The organism is Paraburkholderia sp. GAS41, from assembly GCF_050436545.1.
Classification (GTDB): domain Bacteria; phylum Pseudomonadota; class Gammaproteobacteria; order Burkholderiales; family Burkholderiaceae; genus Paraburkholderia.
Genome location: NZ_JBNDMK010000007.1, coordinates 1 through 15,081, shown reverse-complemented (window position 1 = coordinate 15,081; position 15,081 = coordinate 1). Strand labels below are relative to the sequence as shown.

At 64.3% G+C, this 15,081-nt stretch carries 16 protein-coding genes; 8 read left to right on the top strand and 8 right to left on the bottom strand.

What is annotated here, in order from left to right; translation table 11 throughout:
- The first annotated feature begins 31 nt into the window (after nt 1–31).
- Nucleotides 32–973 (top strand): LysR substrate-binding domain-containing protein, encoded by a 942-nt coding sequence (locus tag P3T43_RS12250; protein WP_429281313.1) that lies wholly within the window; start codon nt 32–34, stop codon nt 971–973.
- A gap of 116 nt (nt 974–1,089) precedes the next feature.
- On the opposite strand, the gene P3T43_RS12245 is transcribed toward P3T43_RS12250, so the two are convergent.
- Both P3T43_RS12245 and P3T43_RS12240 read right to left on the bottom strand, forming a co-directional pair.
- Nucleotides 1,090–2,190, bottom strand: coding sequence for an NAD(P)H-dependent flavin oxidoreductase (locus tag P3T43_RS12245; protein ID WP_429281312.1), 1,101 nt, complete (start codon nt 2,188–2,190; stop codon nt 1,090–1,092).
- An 82-nt stretch (nt 2,191–2,272) separates the two neighbouring features.
- The gene (locus P3T43_RS12240) at nt 2,273–3,784 is read right to left on the bottom strand and encodes a CoA-acylating methylmalonate-semialdehyde dehydrogenase (RefSeq protein WP_429281311.1); all 1,512 of its coding nucleotides are present in this window, start codon (nt 3,782–3,784) and stop codon (nt 2,273–2,275) included.
- Between the two features lie 109 nt (nt 3,785–3,893).
- Here P3T43_RS12240 and P3T43_RS12235 point away from each other — a divergent pair, with 109 nt between their 5' ends.
- The 3 genes from P3T43_RS12235 to P3T43_RS12225 all read left to right on the top strand — a co-directional run bounded on the left by P3T43_RS12235 (nt 3,894) and on the right by P3T43_RS12225 (nt 6,009).
- Entirely contained in the window at nt 3,894–4,835 is a 942-nt protein-coding gene (locus tag P3T43_RS12235) for a LysR family transcriptional regulator (protein WP_429281310.1), read from the top strand.
- A gap of 156 nt (nt 4,836–4,991) precedes the next feature.
- Entirely contained in the window at nt 4,992–5,702 is a 711-nt protein-coding gene (locus P3T43_RS12230) for an SDR family NAD(P)-dependent oxidoreductase (RefSeq protein WP_429281309.1), read from the top strand.
- Between the two features lie 76 nt (nt 5,703–5,778).
- Entirely contained in the window at nt 5,779–6,009 is a 231-nt protein-coding gene (locus tag P3T43_RS12225) for a tautomerase family protein (protein WP_429281308.1), read from the top strand.
- 31 nt (nt 6,010–6,040) lie between these two features.
- Here the strand turns inward: P3T43_RS12225 and P3T43_RS12220 are convergent, their stop codons facing one another.
- The 4 genes from P3T43_RS12220 to P3T43_RS12205 all read right to left on the bottom strand — a co-directional run bounded on the left by P3T43_RS12220 (nt 6,041) and on the right by P3T43_RS12205 (nt 8,203).
- The gene (locus P3T43_RS12220) at nt 6,041–6,928 is read right to left on the bottom strand and encodes a LysR family transcriptional regulator (protein WP_429281307.1); all 888 of its coding nucleotides are present in this window, start codon (nt 6,926–6,928) and stop codon (nt 6,041–6,043) included.
- A gap of 227 nt (nt 6,929–7,155) precedes the next feature.
- Nucleotides 7,156–7,581 carry an organic hydroperoxide resistance protein gene (locus P3T43_RS12215; RefSeq protein WP_429281306.1) on the bottom strand — a complete coding sequence of 142 codons (426 nt, stop codon included), beginning with the start codon at nt 7,579–7,581 and terminating at the stop codon, nt 7,156–7,158.
- A 214-nt stretch (nt 7,582–7,795) separates the two neighbouring features.
- The gene (locus P3T43_RS12210) at nt 7,796–8,005 is read right to left on the bottom strand and encodes a hypothetical protein (protein ID WP_429281305.1); all 210 of its coding nucleotides are present in this window, start codon (nt 8,003–8,005) and stop codon (nt 7,796–7,798) included.
- A gap of 33 nt (nt 8,006–8,038) precedes the next feature.
- On the bottom strand, nt 8,039–8,203 hold the full coding sequence (locus P3T43_RS12205; RefSeq protein WP_429281304.1) for a hypothetical protein: 165 nt from the start codon (nt 8,201–8,203) through the stop codon (nt 8,039–8,041).
- Nucleotides 8,204–8,504: 301 nt separating this feature from the next.
- Between P3T43_RS12205 and P3T43_RS12200 the strand changes: the two genes are divergently transcribed.
- Complete coding sequence (locus P3T43_RS12200) at nt 8,505–9,785, top strand: MFS transporter (RefSeq protein ID WP_429281303.1); 1,281 nt, start codon at nt 8,505–8,507, stop codon at nt 9,783–9,785.
- 318 nt (nt 9,786–10,103) lie between these two features.
- Nucleotides 10,104–10,868, top strand: coding sequence for a flagellar brake protein (locus P3T43_RS12195; RefSeq protein ID WP_429281302.1), 765 nt, complete (start codon nt 10,104–10,106; stop codon nt 10,866–10,868).
- A 20-nt stretch (nt 10,869–10,888) separates the two neighbouring features.
- Here P3T43_RS12195 and P3T43_RS12190 read toward each other — a convergent pair whose 3' ends face one another.
- Complete coding sequence (locus tag P3T43_RS12190; RefSeq protein ID WP_429281504.1) at nt 10,889–11,320, bottom strand: PRC-barrel domain-containing protein; 432 nt, start codon at nt 11,318–11,320, stop codon at nt 10,889–10,891.
- A gap of 214 nt (nt 11,321–11,534) precedes the next feature.
- Between P3T43_RS12190 and P3T43_RS12185 the strand changes: the two genes are divergently transcribed.
- Both P3T43_RS12185 and P3T43_RS12180 read left to right on the top strand, forming a co-directional pair.
- Nucleotides 11,535–12,251: an ABC transporter ATP-binding protein gene (locus P3T43_RS12185; RefSeq protein ID WP_429281301.1), complete on the top strand. Its 717-nt coding sequence runs from the start codon at nt 11,535–11,537 to the stop codon at nt 12,249–12,251.
- On the top strand, nt 12,244–14,811 hold the full coding sequence (locus P3T43_RS12180) for an FtsX-like permease family protein (RefSeq protein WP_429281300.1): 2,568 nt from the start codon (nt 12,244–12,246) through the stop codon (nt 14,809–14,811). Before P3T43_RS12185 ends, P3T43_RS12180 begins: the two co-directional genes overlap by 8 nt.
- Nucleotides 14,812–14,897: 86 nt before the next feature.
- On the opposite strand, the gene P3T43_RS12175 is transcribed toward P3T43_RS12180, so the two are convergent.
- Nucleotides 14,898–15,081: hypothetical protein (locus P3T43_RS12175; RefSeq protein WP_429281299.1), on the bottom strand; the 184-nt coding region annotated here is incomplete at its 5' end.

Genomic DNA, 15,081 nt, shown 5'->3' with positions numbered 1-15,081 from the left:
TGAGCAACGGAACCGGTCGAGGGTGGTCACCATGCGGGAAATCAACCAGCAGCGCCTGCGGTATTTTCATGAAGTGCTGGCCCACGGCACGATCCGCGGGGCCGCGGACAGCCTGAATACGTCGCCGTCGGTGATTACCCGGCAGATCAGGCTCTTGGAGGAAGAACTGGATACGCTGCTGTTCGAGCGCCAGGCCCGCGGCGTCAAACCGACGGAGGCCGCCGCCCATCTGCTCGAGTTCTGGCGCGGCTATCGCTCGCAACAGGAAAAACTCGAAGACCAGTTGCACGCGCTGAAAGGGTTGCAACAGGGACACGTGCAACTGGCGGTGAGCGAGGGCTATGTCGACATGCTGGTGACCGAGGTGCTGACGCCGTTTTGTGCGCAGTACCCCAAGCTCGATGTCGGGGTCGAGATTCTTCCCGTCGACGACGTACTCAACGAGGTGGCCGAAAGTCGTGCGCACATCGGTCTTGCCTACAACCCGCCGCCGGACCCGCGCATCGAATATCGCGCGAGTGCGTCACAGCCCATCGTGTTGCTGGTTCGCCCCGAGCATCCATTGGTCATGCGAGGCGGACCGGCGAGCGTGGCCGACCTGCTCGCCTATCCGCTCGCCGTCATGCCGCCCACCTTCGGCATCGGCCAGGCGGCGCAGATGCTGGCGTTTGCCGAGAACATCGAGATTCGGGCCACCCTCACCACCAACTCGTTGACCGCGCTCAAACGCTTCGTGGCGAGCGAGAATTTCGTCACGCTGATTGGCGAATTCGCGGCGTATCGGGAGCTTGCGTCGGGAGAGCTGACCATCGTGCCGATCGATCACCCGTTGTTTCAGGGCACCAAGGCGAGGCTGCTGGTGAAGGCGGGACGGCCGCTGGTCGCGGCCGCGCATGAACTGCTTGAATGGCTGCTGCGTCGCATGTCGATATTCGCCCATGGCAAACCGACACACCTGGAGCAGGCGCCCTGATCAAGGCATTGAATTGATGCGCACCGTGTAGCGCACGTGGGTGACACGCGCAACGCGTGAACGGGCTTTTCAGCGGCCGTTCACACGTCATTCATACAGCACCCGCTTATTGCCCTTTACTTCGCCCACTGCGACAACTGCGCGAGGCTTTCCTGCAACTCCCGCTCGAGCTGCGCGAACAGTTCGGCCGCAGGCAACGACCTCGCAAGCGCCGCGGCCTGCCCTGCCCACTGTGCGCCGTAGCCAAACTCGCCCTGCGTTTTCGCGGCTGCGTGAAGCGCCTTTCCTGCGTCGTAGGCGATCGGATACGCCGGTGACTTCGGTGCGTCCGCGCGGGTGCCGAGTTCCGTGAAGCGGTTCACCATGCTGCGCGCCACGCGGCCGGAAATCGCCGCGGTGAACGTGGTGCGACGCGCCGCATCACTGAGTATTGCCCGGCGGTAACCATCGTCGATCGATGTTTCCGGGCAGGCAACAAACGCCGTGCCCAGTTGAGCCGCCTGCGCGCCCAGTGCAAGGGCTGCGGCAATGCCCGCACCATCCATGATGCCGCCCGAGGCGATCACCGGTACATCGAACTCCTTGACCAGCAGACGCGTCAACGCAAACGTGCCGAGCCGGTCGTCCGTCGCCTCGGGATCGAACACGCCACGATGGCCGCCCGCCTCGATACCTTGCGCGACGATCGCGTCGACCCCCGCAGCGACCACCTGCGCGGCATCCTGCAGATTGGTTGCCGCGCCGACCAGTTTGATGCCCGCGTTTCTGAGTTTCGCCAGCGCTTCGGCAGACGGCAGGCCAAAGTGAAAACTGACGACGGCCGGCTTCTCTTCGAGGAACACCTCGAGCATCGCATCGTCCACCACGAAGCTCGTATAGATCTCGGACAGCGCCGCCGGCGGCGTCGCACCGTATTGTTCGAATTGCGGCGCGAGCCAGTTCAGCCATTGACGCTCGAGCGCCGCGTCGGCGGTCGCAGGGCGGTGACAGAACACGTTGATGTTGAATGGCTTCGACGTCAGCGCGCGGGTCTGCTCGATAACGTTGCGCGCGGCGGCTGCGTTCATGGCGCCGACGCCCAGCGAGCCGAGGCCGCCGGCATTCGATACGGCGGCGGCCAGGGCCGGTGTGCTCACACCCGCCATAGGCGCCTGAATGATGGGTTTTTCGATGCCCAACACGCGCAGCAGCGCGCGGTTGTCAGTCTGATGGGTCATGTTGAATCCTTTTCACATACGGGTAACCAGTCGCCATCCACGCGGCATGGCGACCGAGGCACCGCATTCCTGCGGCGCCGGATTATTTCGCCGTCGGCATCGCAAACTCCGCGCCCTTTTCGGTGCTTTCGGGCCAACGTTGCATGATCGACTTCTGCTTGGTGTAAAAGCGTACCCCTTCTTCGCCGTACGCGTGCGTATCGCCAAACAGGCTGCGCTTCCAGCCGCCGAAACCGTGCCATGCCATCGGCACCGGAATCGGCACATTGATCCCAACCATGCCCACTTCAATACGGCGGCCAAATTCGCGGGCCACGTGACCGTCGCGCGTGTAGCACGCCACGCCGTTGCCGAACTCGTTGGCGTTGATGAGATCGACAGCTTCGGTGAAATCCTTCACACGCACGCAGGCGAGCACCGGGCCGAAAATCTCGTCCTTGTAGATGCGCATTTCCGGCGTGACATGGTCGAACAGCGTGCCGCCGGTGAAGAAGCCGTCTTCGTGGCCCGGCACCTTCAAACCGCGACCGTCGACGACCAGCGTGGCGCCTTCCTCGACGCCATGTGCAATGTACCCTTCAATGCGTTCGAGCGCCTGGCGCGTGACAATCGGGCCCATCTCGGCATCGGGTTCCATGCCGTTCTTCACCACCAGCTGGCGGGCGCGCTCGGCCAGCCTGGGCATGATCCTGTCCGCGACGTCGCCCACCAGCACCGCCACCGAGATCGCCATGCAGCGTTCGCCGGCCGACCCGTAGCCCGCGCCGACCAGCGCGTCGATTGCCTGATCGAGGTCGGCGTCGGGCATCACGACCATGTGATTCTTCGCACCGCCCAGCGCCTGCACGCGCTTGCCATTCTTCGCGCCGGTCTCGTAGATGTAGTTCGCGATCGGCGTCGAGCCGACGAAGCTCACCGCCTTGACGTCCGGATGCGCCAGCAAGGCGTCCACCACCACCTTGTCGCCCTGCACCACGTTGAAAACGCCATCGGGCAAACCGGCCTGCTTCAGCAGGTCAGCCATGAACAGCGAAGCCGACGGATCGCGCTCGCTCGGCTTGAGAATGAACGCGTTGCCGGCTGCAATGGCCACCGGGAACATCCAGCACGGCACCATGCACGGGAAGTTGAACGGCGTGATGCCGGCCACCACACCCAGCGCCTGACGGGTGGTCCAGTTGTCGATGCCGGTCGAAACCTGCTCGGTATAGTCGCCCTTCAGCAGTTGCGGAATGCCGCAGGCAAATTCGATCACGTCGATACCGCGCGAGACTTCCCCTTGCGCATCGGAAAACACCTTGCCGTGTTCTGCCGTGATGATGGCCGCCAGTTCGTCGCGGTGCTTGTTCATCAATTCGAGGAAACGCAGCATGACCCGCGCGCGGCGGATCGGCGGCGTGTCGCTCCACTTCGGAAAGGCAGCCTTCGCGCTCGCGACGGCGGCATCCACGTCCGCGGCCTCGCCCAGCAACAGCGTGCGCGGGCGCGCGCCGGTAGCGGGGTTGAAGATGGGCTGGCTACGGGTACCGTTGCCGGCGACCCGCTGACCGTGAATGAAATGGCCGACGTCCGCGTTGTCGTTGAAGGCTTGCATGGTGTCTCCTGGTGGTTGATCCGGCTGTGCCCTCAGTCTAGAACCGGCTGCCACATATGCAAAGACGCTATCATTGAACTCATTGTTTCCTGTTGTGAACAATTAATGTATGGATAACGAAAAAATCGAAGGTCTGTGGGTCCATCTGCACTGGCTGGCCATCCTCGCGGAGCAAGGCAGCTATACCGCGGCGGCTTCGCGACTGGGCGTCAGCAAGGCGGCGATGAGCCAGCGTATTTCCGAACTGGAGCGCGCCGCGGGCATCTCGCTGGTGCAGCGCACCACGCGCAGCGTGCGTTTGACGGAGGCCGGCCAGCGGCTGGTCGAGGACACCCGAGGCCATTACGAACAGATCGCCAGCAGTTTTTCCAGCGTCAGCGAAATGGCCGGTGTCGCACGCGGCCTGATTCGGGTCACCGCACCGGTCGCCTTTGCGCGGCAACGCCTCGTGCCCGAACTGCCGGCGTTTTTACGCGCCAATCCCGAGGTCAGAGTGCAACTCGAGGTATCCGACCGGCTGGCCTCGCTGGCCACCGAGGGTTTCGATCTGGCGATCCGCCATAGCGCGGAAGCGCCCGACACCCATGTTGCGTGGAAACTCTGCGCGACCCACTCGGTGATCGTGGCGACGCGCGCCTATCTGCGCAAGCGCGGCACGCCTGCTACGCCCGAAGATCTCGCTGCGCACGACTGCCTGTTCTATCCGCGTGCGACGGGCGGCGGGATGTGGTCGTTTGAACGCAGAACGGCACGCAAGACCGTAAGCGCCCCGGTCACCTTGCCGGTCAATGGACCGTTTTGCGCCAACAACAGCGAAACGCTGCGCGATGCGGCGCTCGATGACCTGGGCATTGCGCTTCTGCCGGATTTCACGGCGCAGGCCGCCGTGCGGGCCGGCAAACTGATCGAAGTGTTGCCGGAATGGCGCGTGACCGGCGCATTCGCGGAGCAACTGTACGTGCTGCGGCCCTACGCGTCGCATGTGCCGCGCGCCGTGAGCCTGTTCGTCAGCTATCTGCGGGACAGCTTCGCGGGGGGATTCCCGCTGTAATGCGGTGCGCCAGGTGCGACTTATTCCTCGGCGTTACAAGTGTTTGTCCGCGCCGGGTATTCGAACTTGACGTCAATGGGCCTAGATTACGCATCTATCGGAGCCACAGCGGCCCGAGCGGTGAAAAAGCCGAACTAATCTATTCTGAGGTCAAGCATGAGCACGTCAAACAAAGTCGTCGTCGTTACGGGTGCATCACAAGGTATTGGCGCTGAAGCCGTCAAGGCGTTCCGCCAGCGCGGTTACAGCGTGGTAGCGACCGCGCGCAGCATCAAGGCATCGGAAGATCCCAACATCCTGGCCGTGGCCGGTGACATCGCCGATCCGGCAACCGCTCGCCGCGTCATCAGCGAAGGTGTGGCGCGTTTCGGCCGCATCGACACGCTGATCAACAATGCAGGCATCTTCATCGCCAAGCCGTTCACGTCGTACTCGCCCGAAGATTACGCCGCGATCACCGGCGTGAACCTGAGCGGTTTCTTCTACATCACGCAGCTCGCGATCAACGAGATGGAAAAGAACTCGAGCGGCCACATCGTCACGATCACCACGACGCTCGCCGACTCGGCGATCGAAGGCGTGCCGTCGGTGCTGGCATCGCTCACCAAGGGCGGCCTGAACGCAGCGACCCGCTCGCTGGCCATCGAATACGCCAAGCGCGGCATTCGCGCCAACGCCGTGGCGCCGGGCATCGTCAAGTCGCCGATGCACGCCGTGGAAACGCATGCGGCACTCGGTGCGCTTCACCCGATGGGCCATATGGGCGAAATGCACGACATCGTCAACGCGATCCTGTATCTGGATTCGGCACCGTTCGTGACGGGCGAAATCCTGCACGTCGACGGCGGCCAGAGCGCCGGTCACTAAGCCATCAGCAAGCGCTAGCCGTTACGGGGCGCTGATAGCAGCCGCCCCGTTCATCCACAGGCTCAAGGAGAGCACCATGCCTATCGTGACGATTCAGGTCACCCGCGAAGGGACGCAGCCCGGTACCGACTCGGTCACCGCCGAAGAGAAAGCTCAACTCATCAAGGGCGTCAGCCACCTGCTGCTCGACGTGCTGAACAAGCCGCTCGCAGCCACTTTCGTGGTCATCGAAGAGGTGGAGAAGGAGAACTGGGGTTGGGGCGGATTGCCGGTCGACGAATATCGCAAGCAACTCGCAGCGAAATAAGCGCTAGAACGGCGCTAGCGCCGTTCGACGATTACGCGGCGGCCATCAAGGCGCCAGATCCCGTGCGGGCGACGTCGACGAAAGCCTGCATCGCGCTCGACACGTAGGCATCGTGGCGTCGCACGAACACGGTGTCGACATGCGCCTTCTCGGGCGCAATGGTGTGGATCGTCACCAGATCCTGCTGGGCCGCGTTGGCCACTACGCCGCGCGGCAGCAGCGTAACGCCCATCCCCGCCCCCACGCAGGCGACGATCGCGTCCAGCGAGCCGAACTCGAGCGGCGTGGCGGTGACGATCCCCATTTCAGCAAGCAGTGCCTCCAGCCGCTGACGGTAGGAGCATCCCAGCCGGACCACGATGGTGCGCAGATCCGGGACCGAACTCAGCGATTCGAGTGAGTGGATTGCGCGCGGCGTGACCAGCACCAGTTCCTCGTGAAAAATCGTTTCGCTGTGCAGGTCGGGATGGTCCACCGGTCCAGCGACGAACGCGCCGTCGAGACGGCACGCCGCCACATCTTCCGTCAGACCGCAACTGGTGCCGGTGGTGAGCGACAGGCGCACCTGCGGATAGAGTCGCGCAAAGTGGCTAAGGATCGGCGACAGCCGCAATGCCACGGTGGTGTCGAGCGTTCCCAACGTGAGCGTGCCGTTAGGCGAACCTTCGTCGACGGCGGCGAGCTTCGCGTCGGTGACCAGCTTGGCGATGCGCGCGGCGTACGGCAGCATGCGCTGCCCAGCCGGTGTCAGGCTCACGCCGCGCACGTTGCGGTTGAAAAGCGCCACGCCCACTTCGCGTTCCAGCGCGCGGATGCGCGCCGTCACGTTCGACTGCACGGTATGCAGTTCGCTAGCTGCCTTGTTCATGCTGCCATGACGGGCAACGGCTTCGAAGACCTTGAGGTCGGCAACGTCCATGCTGTGTACCTTTGCGAAACGACTCGAACCCGGACGGGCCGGCTGCTATCCAACGCCTGATGAATCGCGCATTGGTGCGACGACCCGACGCTACCGCCCGACTATCCAACCCACCGCACGATTCATAAAAACCGGCGGCAAATCGTACACGTAATGCGAAGCCGCCGCTGGCCGCACGTCACAGCCGCGGCCAGCGGAGCCGCACGCAAGCGGGTGTCAAATGGGCGTCAAGCGAGTGTCAGGGTGACGTCGACGTTGTTTCTCGTGGCATTCGAATACGGGCACACGACGTGCGCCTTGTCGATCAAGGCCTGCGCCGCTTCGCGATCCATGCCGGGCAGCGAGATCTTCAGATCCACCTTGATGCCGAAACCATTGGGAATCGTACCGATCCCCACGCTCCCCGTCACCGAGGCATCCGCCGGGACCGCGATCTTGTCGCGCGCGCCGACGAATTTCATGGCGCCGATAAAGCACGCGCTATATCCCGCCGCGAAGAGTTGCTCGGGATTGGCGCCATCCCCTCCGCCACCGCCGAGTTCCTTCGGGGTCGTCAGCTTAAAATCCAGTCCTGACTCTTGCACCACCGCACGGCCGTCGCGGCCTCCGGTGGCCGTTGCATGGGCGGTGTAGAGAACCTGTTCAAGTGACATGTGCAGCTCCTTCGGGGTTGGACAAGGTAGCAAAGTATCGAGGTATTGCGCCCGGCATGTGCAGGATACGCAAAGACGCAGGCACACGCGCTGTGTGTCCTGCGAGGGCGGTATGCACCGCTCTCCCGCTATTCAACACTAAATACCCGAAGACACCAACCTGAAGGTCAACCGCGCGAGCCGCGCCAACACGGCTGCGCGAATCCAGCGAACTTCAATGAAACGAGTCACGCGAGCCAGACAGACTGTGCGTGTCCATCCAGTCATACGATTCCGTGTGGTGGGCCCAGGCCCAGTTGCGGGTGGGCTGCTGGGCTTTCTGCACCGCTGGCGCAACCTGCGCGACAGGTTGAATTTCAGCGACGGTATCTTGCAGGCTGCCATCGCGGCCGGTGTTGCGTGAGTTCGATGCTTCGTATTTCATGATGTTTCCTGTTCGATTAGTGCTGATCGCGCATCAATCCTGCTCGACGAGTTCTTCACGTAACGACGCGGCAACCAGTTCGGAAAACCGCTCCAATGCGGCAACCGAGCCATGCACCGTGCGGTATTCCTGGCGGCCAATCCGGGCGTCGAGGGTGACCGTCATGCCCGACTGACGGGCCAGTTCGAGGATGTCCATCTGATGCTCCACGTTACGGAATCACGCCATGGGTCAGAACGTCGATGCGCGTGAAGGGTGAGTCCACGCTTTGCATTCTATGGATTGCGCACAAGACATCAACGCAGTAGCCGCTAATTCACTGTTATCAATTCCCGCACAATCGGGCGGACGGTCGGGCTCGGCATGGGCTCGGACCGCCCACCCCATGAAGCGACATGGATTGAACCGCTCACTGGAAGAATGTCTTCCGTCACGAGCGGATTCTCTCCCGAAGTGGTTCAATTTAGACTTCGTCCATCTTCGCTGCGCTGAGGTTGCAATGAATCAACCTGCTCACTCCCTGTTGAGCCCAGTCCCTCGGCCGGCGTCGCCCGCTTCGCCGTCTATGCCGAGTTACGCCGAACGCAACGAACATCACTGGAAGCGCAATCTCGCGGTCTGCGTCTTCGGGTCGTTTACCACCCTCGTCAGCCTGAGCATGCTGTTGCCGTTCCTGCCGCTGTATGTGCGTCAGCTCGGCGTCGAATCGACCTCGGCCGTGATCCAGTGGTCGGGCATCGCCTTTGGCGCGACCTTTCTCGGCACGGCGGTGACCGCGCCGCTGTGGGGGCGTCTCGCCGACCGCTACGGCCGCAAGCCCATGCTGGTGCGCGCCGCGCTCGGCATGGCGGTGGTGATGTCGCTGATTGGCGTCGTGCATTCGGTGCATGAACTGGTGGCGCTGCGTCTGATCGCCGGACTGGTGGGCGGCTACTCGTCGGCCTCGACGGTCATGGTCGGTTCGCAGGCGCCCCGCGCCCGTGCCGGCTGGGCGTTGGGGATACTGTCCACCGGCGCGCTCGCAGGCAATCTGGTCGGACCGTTGGTCGGCGGTCTGCTGCCGGGATGGATCGGCATTCGCGGCACCTTCTTCGCCGGCGGGGCCATGATCGCGGTAGCGGCTTTGCTCACCATCGTCCTCGTGAAGGAAGACTTCAATGCCGCCGATCACGCCAGGCACCGCGCCCGCGCCTCCAGTGAAGCGAGTACCGCCGTCAGGCGGACCAACTACGTGGTGGTGGCGGCGTTGCTGATTACCGCGATGATGGTGCTGCTCGCGAACATGTCGATCGAACCGATCATCACCGTGTATATCGGCTCGCTGGGCGTGCCGGCGGGACATCTCGCGCGGATCGCGGGCGTGGTCATGGCCTGCTCGGCGTTGGGCAGCATGTTGACGGCGGCGCGGCTCGGCGCGCTGGCGGATCGTATCGGCGGCTGGAATGTGATCGCCGGCTGTCTCGTGGCGACCGGTCTCGTGATGATTCCGCAGGCCTTCGTCACCCACTGGTGGCAACTGGCCGGCTTGCGCATGGTGATGGGCATGACCCTCGCCGGATTGCTGCCGTCCATCGCCAAGCTGGCCAGAAGCTCGGTCGACGAAAGCCGGACAGGCCAGATGCTCGGCTATCTGCAATCGGCCCAGTTCAGCGGCCAGGTCGTCGGTCCGCTGATTGGCGGGCAGATCGGCGTGGCGCTCGGCTTGCACTCGGTGTTTTTCGTGACCGGGTCGTTGCTGCTGGCCTGCGCGGGACTCGCGCAATGGGCGCGCAAATCCTGAAGCCCTGAAGCAGGAAGGAGCGGCCTACGACGCCGCTCCGTTTCCGGATCCCGCCCGTGCCACCTCACGTGGCCGTAACAAGGCACTCGCCGTTACGTAGCGACGCCCGCTCACGCTAGCGGCGCCGTTTTATTCCCTAGCCCGCAAACGCCCGCCCCATTTGGCGCGGCGGCCTACGCCGCGTTGTCCGTCTGCCCCGTTGCAAAGCTGGCACGGTCCCTGCAATAAAGCCTGCATAGACCGAGCGCCGGCGTGCTTCACCGCCCGCACTCATCGATTAACTGGCCAGGCCAAGGCCACCCCTCTACGGACAATACGATGATTGCCGACCTCCTACGCGATTCCGACGTCACCGGCGCAGCCAGCGAGATTCACCCTGATTTCGCCCAGCAACACCCGCTGCAGATTGCGGTCTGCCTTCGCAAGCTGATGTCGGGCGGCGAGTTCATGACGGTGGAGTTCTGCGGACGGCATATCGTCACGCAAGTGCTGGACGTCGATTCGCGCAATGCCCGCTTCGTCTTCGATGCCGGCAGCGTCGCCGCCGACAACCACGCTCTGCCCGTCGCGAACCGGCTGGTGTTTCGCAGCCTGCCTGGCGGCGTGCGCACCGAATTCACCATCGGGCGGGCCGAACCGATCGTCTTCGACGGACGCCTCGCCTACGAAGCCTCGTTCCCGGAAGTCCTGTATTGGGTTCAGCGGCGCGAGTACTTCCGCGTCCAGACACCGATGCTCGATCCCTACACCGCCGCCGGACGCTATGCCGAAGGCGATTCGTTCAGGGTCGAGTTGCAGGATCTGTCGCTGGGCGGGGTTGCGCTGAGAACCGCTGACGCCCGCTTCGGCGCCTTGCAGGCGGGTGACATCCTGCAGGACGTCACCGTGCGGCTGGGTGACTTCGGCACGCTCAAGCTCGACCTCGAAATCGTCTCGCCTCGCAAGACCCTCAGCGCGGCAGGCGAACCACGCTTCGTCATGGGCTGCCGGTTTGTCGCGCTGCCGGGGCCCGCCGAGCGGATGCTGCAACGGGCGATCACGCAACTGGAGACGAAGCGCCAGGCGCTCGTGTCGCGTCAATAGGGGGCGCCGGCGCGAAGGGCCTATTGCGCGCTGATCTTGTGCGGCTTGGTGGCCTTCTCGAGCTTGTTGTACTGGAACTCCGGAACCTGTTTCAGCGCGTCCTTCGTGGCGCCCGCCAGATACAGATTGCCGTCGTGAATCGTGAAGTGATCGATCGGAATCGCGACGTAGTGAATCCCCATCCCGAGGAAGCCGCCGATCGACAGCACCGCATAGGTGGCCTTGCGATCGGGCGCGATGATCAGGTCGTAGATGCTGCCGATCTTGTCGTTGTTGTCGTTGTAAACCGGTTCGTCGACCAGCGCCTTGCGCACGCTCCAGCCGTGCAGCAGGCCGTTGGTTTCTTCCACCGTGCCGCCTAGCGGTTGAACCCCGGCAATCTGCGCGCGAGCCGCCGGCAGCGCACAGGTGAACAGGAGCGCGCCGACGCACACGAGTGTCTTCGCTTTCATTGTCATCATGGTGATCCTTACCTTGGGTGAATGTCGAATTGCAGGTAGTCACCCGGTAGCACTTGCCATGCCCAGCCGGCGGCGCGCGGACCCGCCAACGCAAATCCTGTACGCCGGTTAAGATGCCTCGTGGACGCGCGCCATCTGGCTCGCCCCACGCCGTCGTCACGCTTTCGTTCGGCTCGCCACTCTCACCCTCGATCGATCACCACTCATGCGCGTTGGCGATGAATGCCCTGCTCCGGCGCTCGAATGCCGAAAACTGAGCAAAGCCTACGGGAGCGCGCGCGTCGTCCTCGCGCAACTCGATTTCACGCTCGATCCGGGCGAGTTCGTTGCGATCATGGGCGATTCGGGCGTCGGCAAATCGACGCTGCTCAATCTGATCGCGGGGCTCGACATGCCCGATAGCGGCGAGGTCCTGATCGACGGTACGCAGGTGTCCGGTCTCGACGACGATGCCGCCACGCGCTTGCGCCGGCAGAAGCTCGGCTTCGTCTTTCAGGCGTTTCACGTGTTGCCGCATCTGACGCTGGCGCAAAACGTCGCGCTGCCGCTGCTGCTCAATCATCTGCCGCCGGCGCACGCGCACGACATGCTGGCGGCAGTTGGCCTTGGCGGGCGCGGTGACGATTTTCCCCGCCAGTTGTCCGGCGGCGAATTACAACGCGTGGCGATTGCTCGCGCGCTGGTTCATCGTCCCCGACTGATTCTGGCGGACGAACCCACCGGCAATCTCGACCCGGATACCGCCCATGAAGTGCTGGCGCTGTTCCGCTCGGAAGCGAAAGCGAACGGCGCCGCGACCATGATGGTGACGCACTCGGAGGCGGCCGCGGCGGTTGCGGACCGCGTGCTGATTCTGAGCGAAGGCGGCCTGCACGCCGCGCGCCATGGCCGTGCGCAGCGGATTCGCTCACCTCATGAGTGACGTTGCGCCGGCACGGTCTGCGGACACGACAAGGAGTGCGCGGCTCACGCGCTGGCTGCTGGTCGCGGAATGGCGCAGCCAGCGGGGACGCGCCATCGTGGCCGTGGCGACCATCGCGCTCGGCGTGGCGCTCGGTTACGCGGTGCAGTTGATCAACAGCGCCGCGTTCAACGAATTCTCCGCGGCCGCGCGCAGTCTTTCGGGCCAGGCCGATTTGCAGGTGCGCGGCGCGCAGCCGACTTTCGACGAAGCGTGGTACCCGCGGCTTGCCGACCAGCCCGGCGTGGCGCTGGCAAGCCCGGTCCTCGAACTGGATGCCACCGTGCCGGGAAAGAGCACGCCGCTGAAGGTGCTCGGCATCGACGTTTTCAAAGCCAGCCAGATCGCGCCGGATCTCGTGGGCGTGCCGGCATCGCAAAGCCCGATGGACACGCTCGCCGACGACACCGTGTTTCTCTCGCCCGCGGCTGAGCAATGGTTGAACACGGGCATCGGCCAGCATATTGCGTTATTGAGCGGGACGGCAACGGTGCCGTTTCGGGTGGCCGGCGGCATCGTCAGGGCGCGACCGGGTCAACGCATCGCGGTGATGGATATCGCCGCCGCCCAGTGGCGCTTCGCGCGGCTCGGCAAGCTCTCGCGCGTCGACCTCGAATTGCAGCGCGGCGTCGATCGCGAAAGCTTCCGGCGCGATCTGCAGGCACGCCTTGGCCGTCAACTGGTGGTGTTCGAACCGCACGATGTCGAAAGCCGGACCGACCGCCTCTCCCGCGCGTATCGCATCAACATGAATGTGCTCGCGCTGGTTGCGTTGTTTACGGGCGCGTTCCTGGTGTTTTCGACCCAGGCGCTGAGCGTCGTGCGACGCCGTTCCCAGATGGCCATGCTGCGCGTGCTCGGCTTTACGCGCGGCCAGTTGCTGCGCCAGATCCTGATGGAGGGCGCGCTGCTCGGCGTGCTCGGTTCGCTTGCCGGCCTCGCGCTCGGTTATGCGCTGGCCAGCGCCGCGCTGCGCTTCTTCGGCAGTGACCTGGGCGGCGGCTATTTTCCAGGTGTGCGTCCGCGTATCGGGTTCGAACCCATCGCGAGCGCGATCTTCCTTGCCTTGGGCGTCGCCGTGTCGATCCTCGGCAGTCTCGCCCCCGCCATTGAGGCGGCCCGCGCCCGCCCCGCAGCGGCGTTGAAGGCCGGCAGTGAAGAAGGCGCGCTGGCGAGGCTCGCGACGCCGTGGCCCGCGCTGGGGTGTCTTGCGCTCGCCGCGGTGCTGACGCAAATGCCACCGGTTTTCGAGGCGCCGATTCTCGGTTATCTCGCCGTCGCGCTTCTGCTGGTGGGCGGCATTGCGTTGATGCCGCGCTGCACCGCCATGCTGTTCTCGGCGCTGGGCCGTTCGCGCGCGGGACGCAACGCGTCGACGAGCGGCGCGCTGGCGCTCGCGCGCCTCGCCAATGCGCCGGGCCAGGCATCGGTGGCGATGAGCGGCGTGCTGTCGAGCTTTGCACTGATCGTTGCAATGGCGATCATGGTGGCCAGCTTCCGCGTCTCCGTCGACGAATGGCTCGAGCATCTGCTGTCCGCCAATCTTTACGTACGCGTAGCGCCAAACGGCGACACCGCCGTGCTGAGCCTCGCCGATCAGGCCAACATCGCGGCGGTGAAAGGCGTCAAAACCGCCGCGTTCACCCGCGCCTCGCAAGTGACGCTGGATCCCGCGCGACCGCCGGTCACGCTGCTGGCCCGCGCAATCGACGCCGCCGATCCCGGCGCGAGTCTGCAAATGTCGGGGCCCGTGCTGCCGGAAACGGCGTTGCATGGCGCGACGCCGGTGTGGGTCTCCGAGGCCATGGTCGACCTGTACGGCTACCGGCTCGGACAGCAGGTCGATCTGCCGCTCGGCGGACGCAACCGGTCGTTTCTCGTGGCCGGCGTCTGGCGCGACTACGTGCGTCAGACGGGGGCCATCGCGTTGCGCCTCGCGGACTATCGGCGCCTGACTCACGACGCCAACGCGACCGACGTTGCGGTCACCGTCGCGCCCGGTGCAAGCGTCGACCTAGTGATGAGCGGGCTGCGCGCATTGCCCTTCGGCAGCGCATTGGAGTTCTCCCAGCCCGGCGAGATTCGCGCCCGCTCTTTGGGTATCTTCGACCGCAGCTTTGCGGTCACTTACCTGCTCGAAGCGGTGGCCATCGTGATTGGTTTATTCGGTGTGGCCGCAACCTTTTCGGCACAGACGCTGGCCCGTTCACGTGAGTTCGGCATGCTGCGCCACGTGGGTGTCACGCGTCGTCAGATACTCGCCATCCTCGCGAAGGAAGGCGGCATGCTGACGGCGCTCGGCATTGCGATGGGTTTCGTGCTGGGCTTTGCCATTAGTCTGATTCTGGTGTTCGTGGTGAACCCGCAGTCGTTTCACTGGAGCATGTCGCTGCATATGCCGTGGCTCACGTTGAGCGTGGTGGCGATGGTCATGCTGGTGGCCTCGTGCGCGACCGCCGTGGTCGCCGGACGCCGTGCGGTTTCGGTCGATGCGGTCCGCGCCGTAAAGGAGGATTGGTGATGCGCCTGGCACGCCTGATCGATACGACTGGTGTCTGCATCCTGGCCATTGCAGACGGAGCGATAAAGGCCGCACTCCGAATCGTTTTAAGGACGCATCGTTCGCGCGGTGTGTGTGTCGGGGGTCGCGTTGAGGTTCGCGTCGGTGTTTGCGTTGGGGTTCGCGTCAGGGTTCCCGTCAGGGTTCCCGTCAGGGTTCCCGTCAGGGTTCCCGTCAGGGTTCCCGTCAGGGTTCCCGTCAGGGTTCCCGTCAGGGTTCCCGTCAGGGTTC

What these genes read in the sequence shown, in the direction of transcription:
- P3T43_RS12220 (WP_429281307.1), bottom strand. Translation starts at nt 6,928, where the DNA reads ATGGACGTTGCCGACCTCAAGGTCTTCGAAGCCGTTGCCCGTCATGGC.
- P3T43_RS12215 (WP_429281306.1), bottom strand. Translation starts at nt 7,581, where the DNA reads ATGTCACTTGAACAGGTTCTCTACACCGCCCATGCAACGGCCACCGGA.
- P3T43_RS12205 (WP_429281304.1), bottom strand. Translation starts at nt 8,203, where the DNA reads ATGGACATCCTCGAACTGGCCCGTCAGTCGGGCATGACGGTCACCCTC.
- P3T43_RS12230 (WP_429281309.1), top strand. Translation starts at nt 4,992, where the DNA reads ATGAGCACGTCAAACAAAGTCGTCGTCGTTACGGGTGCATCACAAGGT.
- P3T43_RS12245 (WP_429281312.1), bottom strand. Translation starts at nt 2,190, where the DNA reads ATGACCCATCAGACTGACAACCGCGCGCTGCTGCGCGTGTTGGGCATC.
- P3T43_RS12240 (WP_429281311.1), bottom strand. Translation starts at nt 3,784, where the DNA reads ATGCAAGCCTTCAACGACAACGCGGACGTCGGCCATTTCATTCACGGT.
- P3T43_RS12200 (WP_429281303.1), top strand. Translation starts at nt 8,505, where the DNA reads ATGAATCAACCTGCTCACTCCCTGTTGAGCCCAGTCCCTCGGCCGGCG.
- P3T43_RS12225 (WP_429281308.1), top strand. Translation starts at nt 5,779, where the DNA reads ATGCCTATCGTGACGATTCAGGTCACCCGCGAAGGGACGCAGCCCGGT.
- P3T43_RS12235 (WP_429281310.1), top strand. Translation starts at nt 3,894, where the DNA reads ATGGATAACGAAAAAATCGAAGGTCTGTGGGTCCATCTGCACTGGCTG.
- P3T43_RS12180 (WP_429281300.1), top strand. Translation starts at nt 12,244, where the DNA reads ATGAGTGACGTTGCGCCGGCACGGTCTGCGGACACGACAAGGAGTGCG.
- P3T43_RS12250 (WP_429281313.1), top strand. Translation starts at nt 32, where the DNA reads ATGCGGGAAATCAACCAGCAGCGCCTGCGGTATTTTCATGAAGTGCTG.
- P3T43_RS12185 (WP_429281301.1), top strand. Translation starts at nt 11,535, where the DNA reads ATGCGCGTTGGCGATGAATGCCCTGCTCCGGCGCTCGAATGCCGAAAA.
- P3T43_RS12190 (WP_429281504.1), bottom strand. Translation starts at nt 11,320, where the DNA reads ATGAAAGCGAAGACACTCGTGTGCGTCGGCGCGCTCCTGTTCACCTGT.
- P3T43_RS12210 (WP_429281305.1), bottom strand. Translation starts at nt 8,005, where the DNA reads ATGAAATACGAAGCATCGAACTCACGCAACACCGGCCGCGATGGCAGC.
- P3T43_RS12195 (WP_429281302.1), top strand. Translation starts at nt 10,104, where the DNA reads ATGATTGCCGACCTCCTACGCGATTCCGACGTCACCGGCGCAGCCAGC.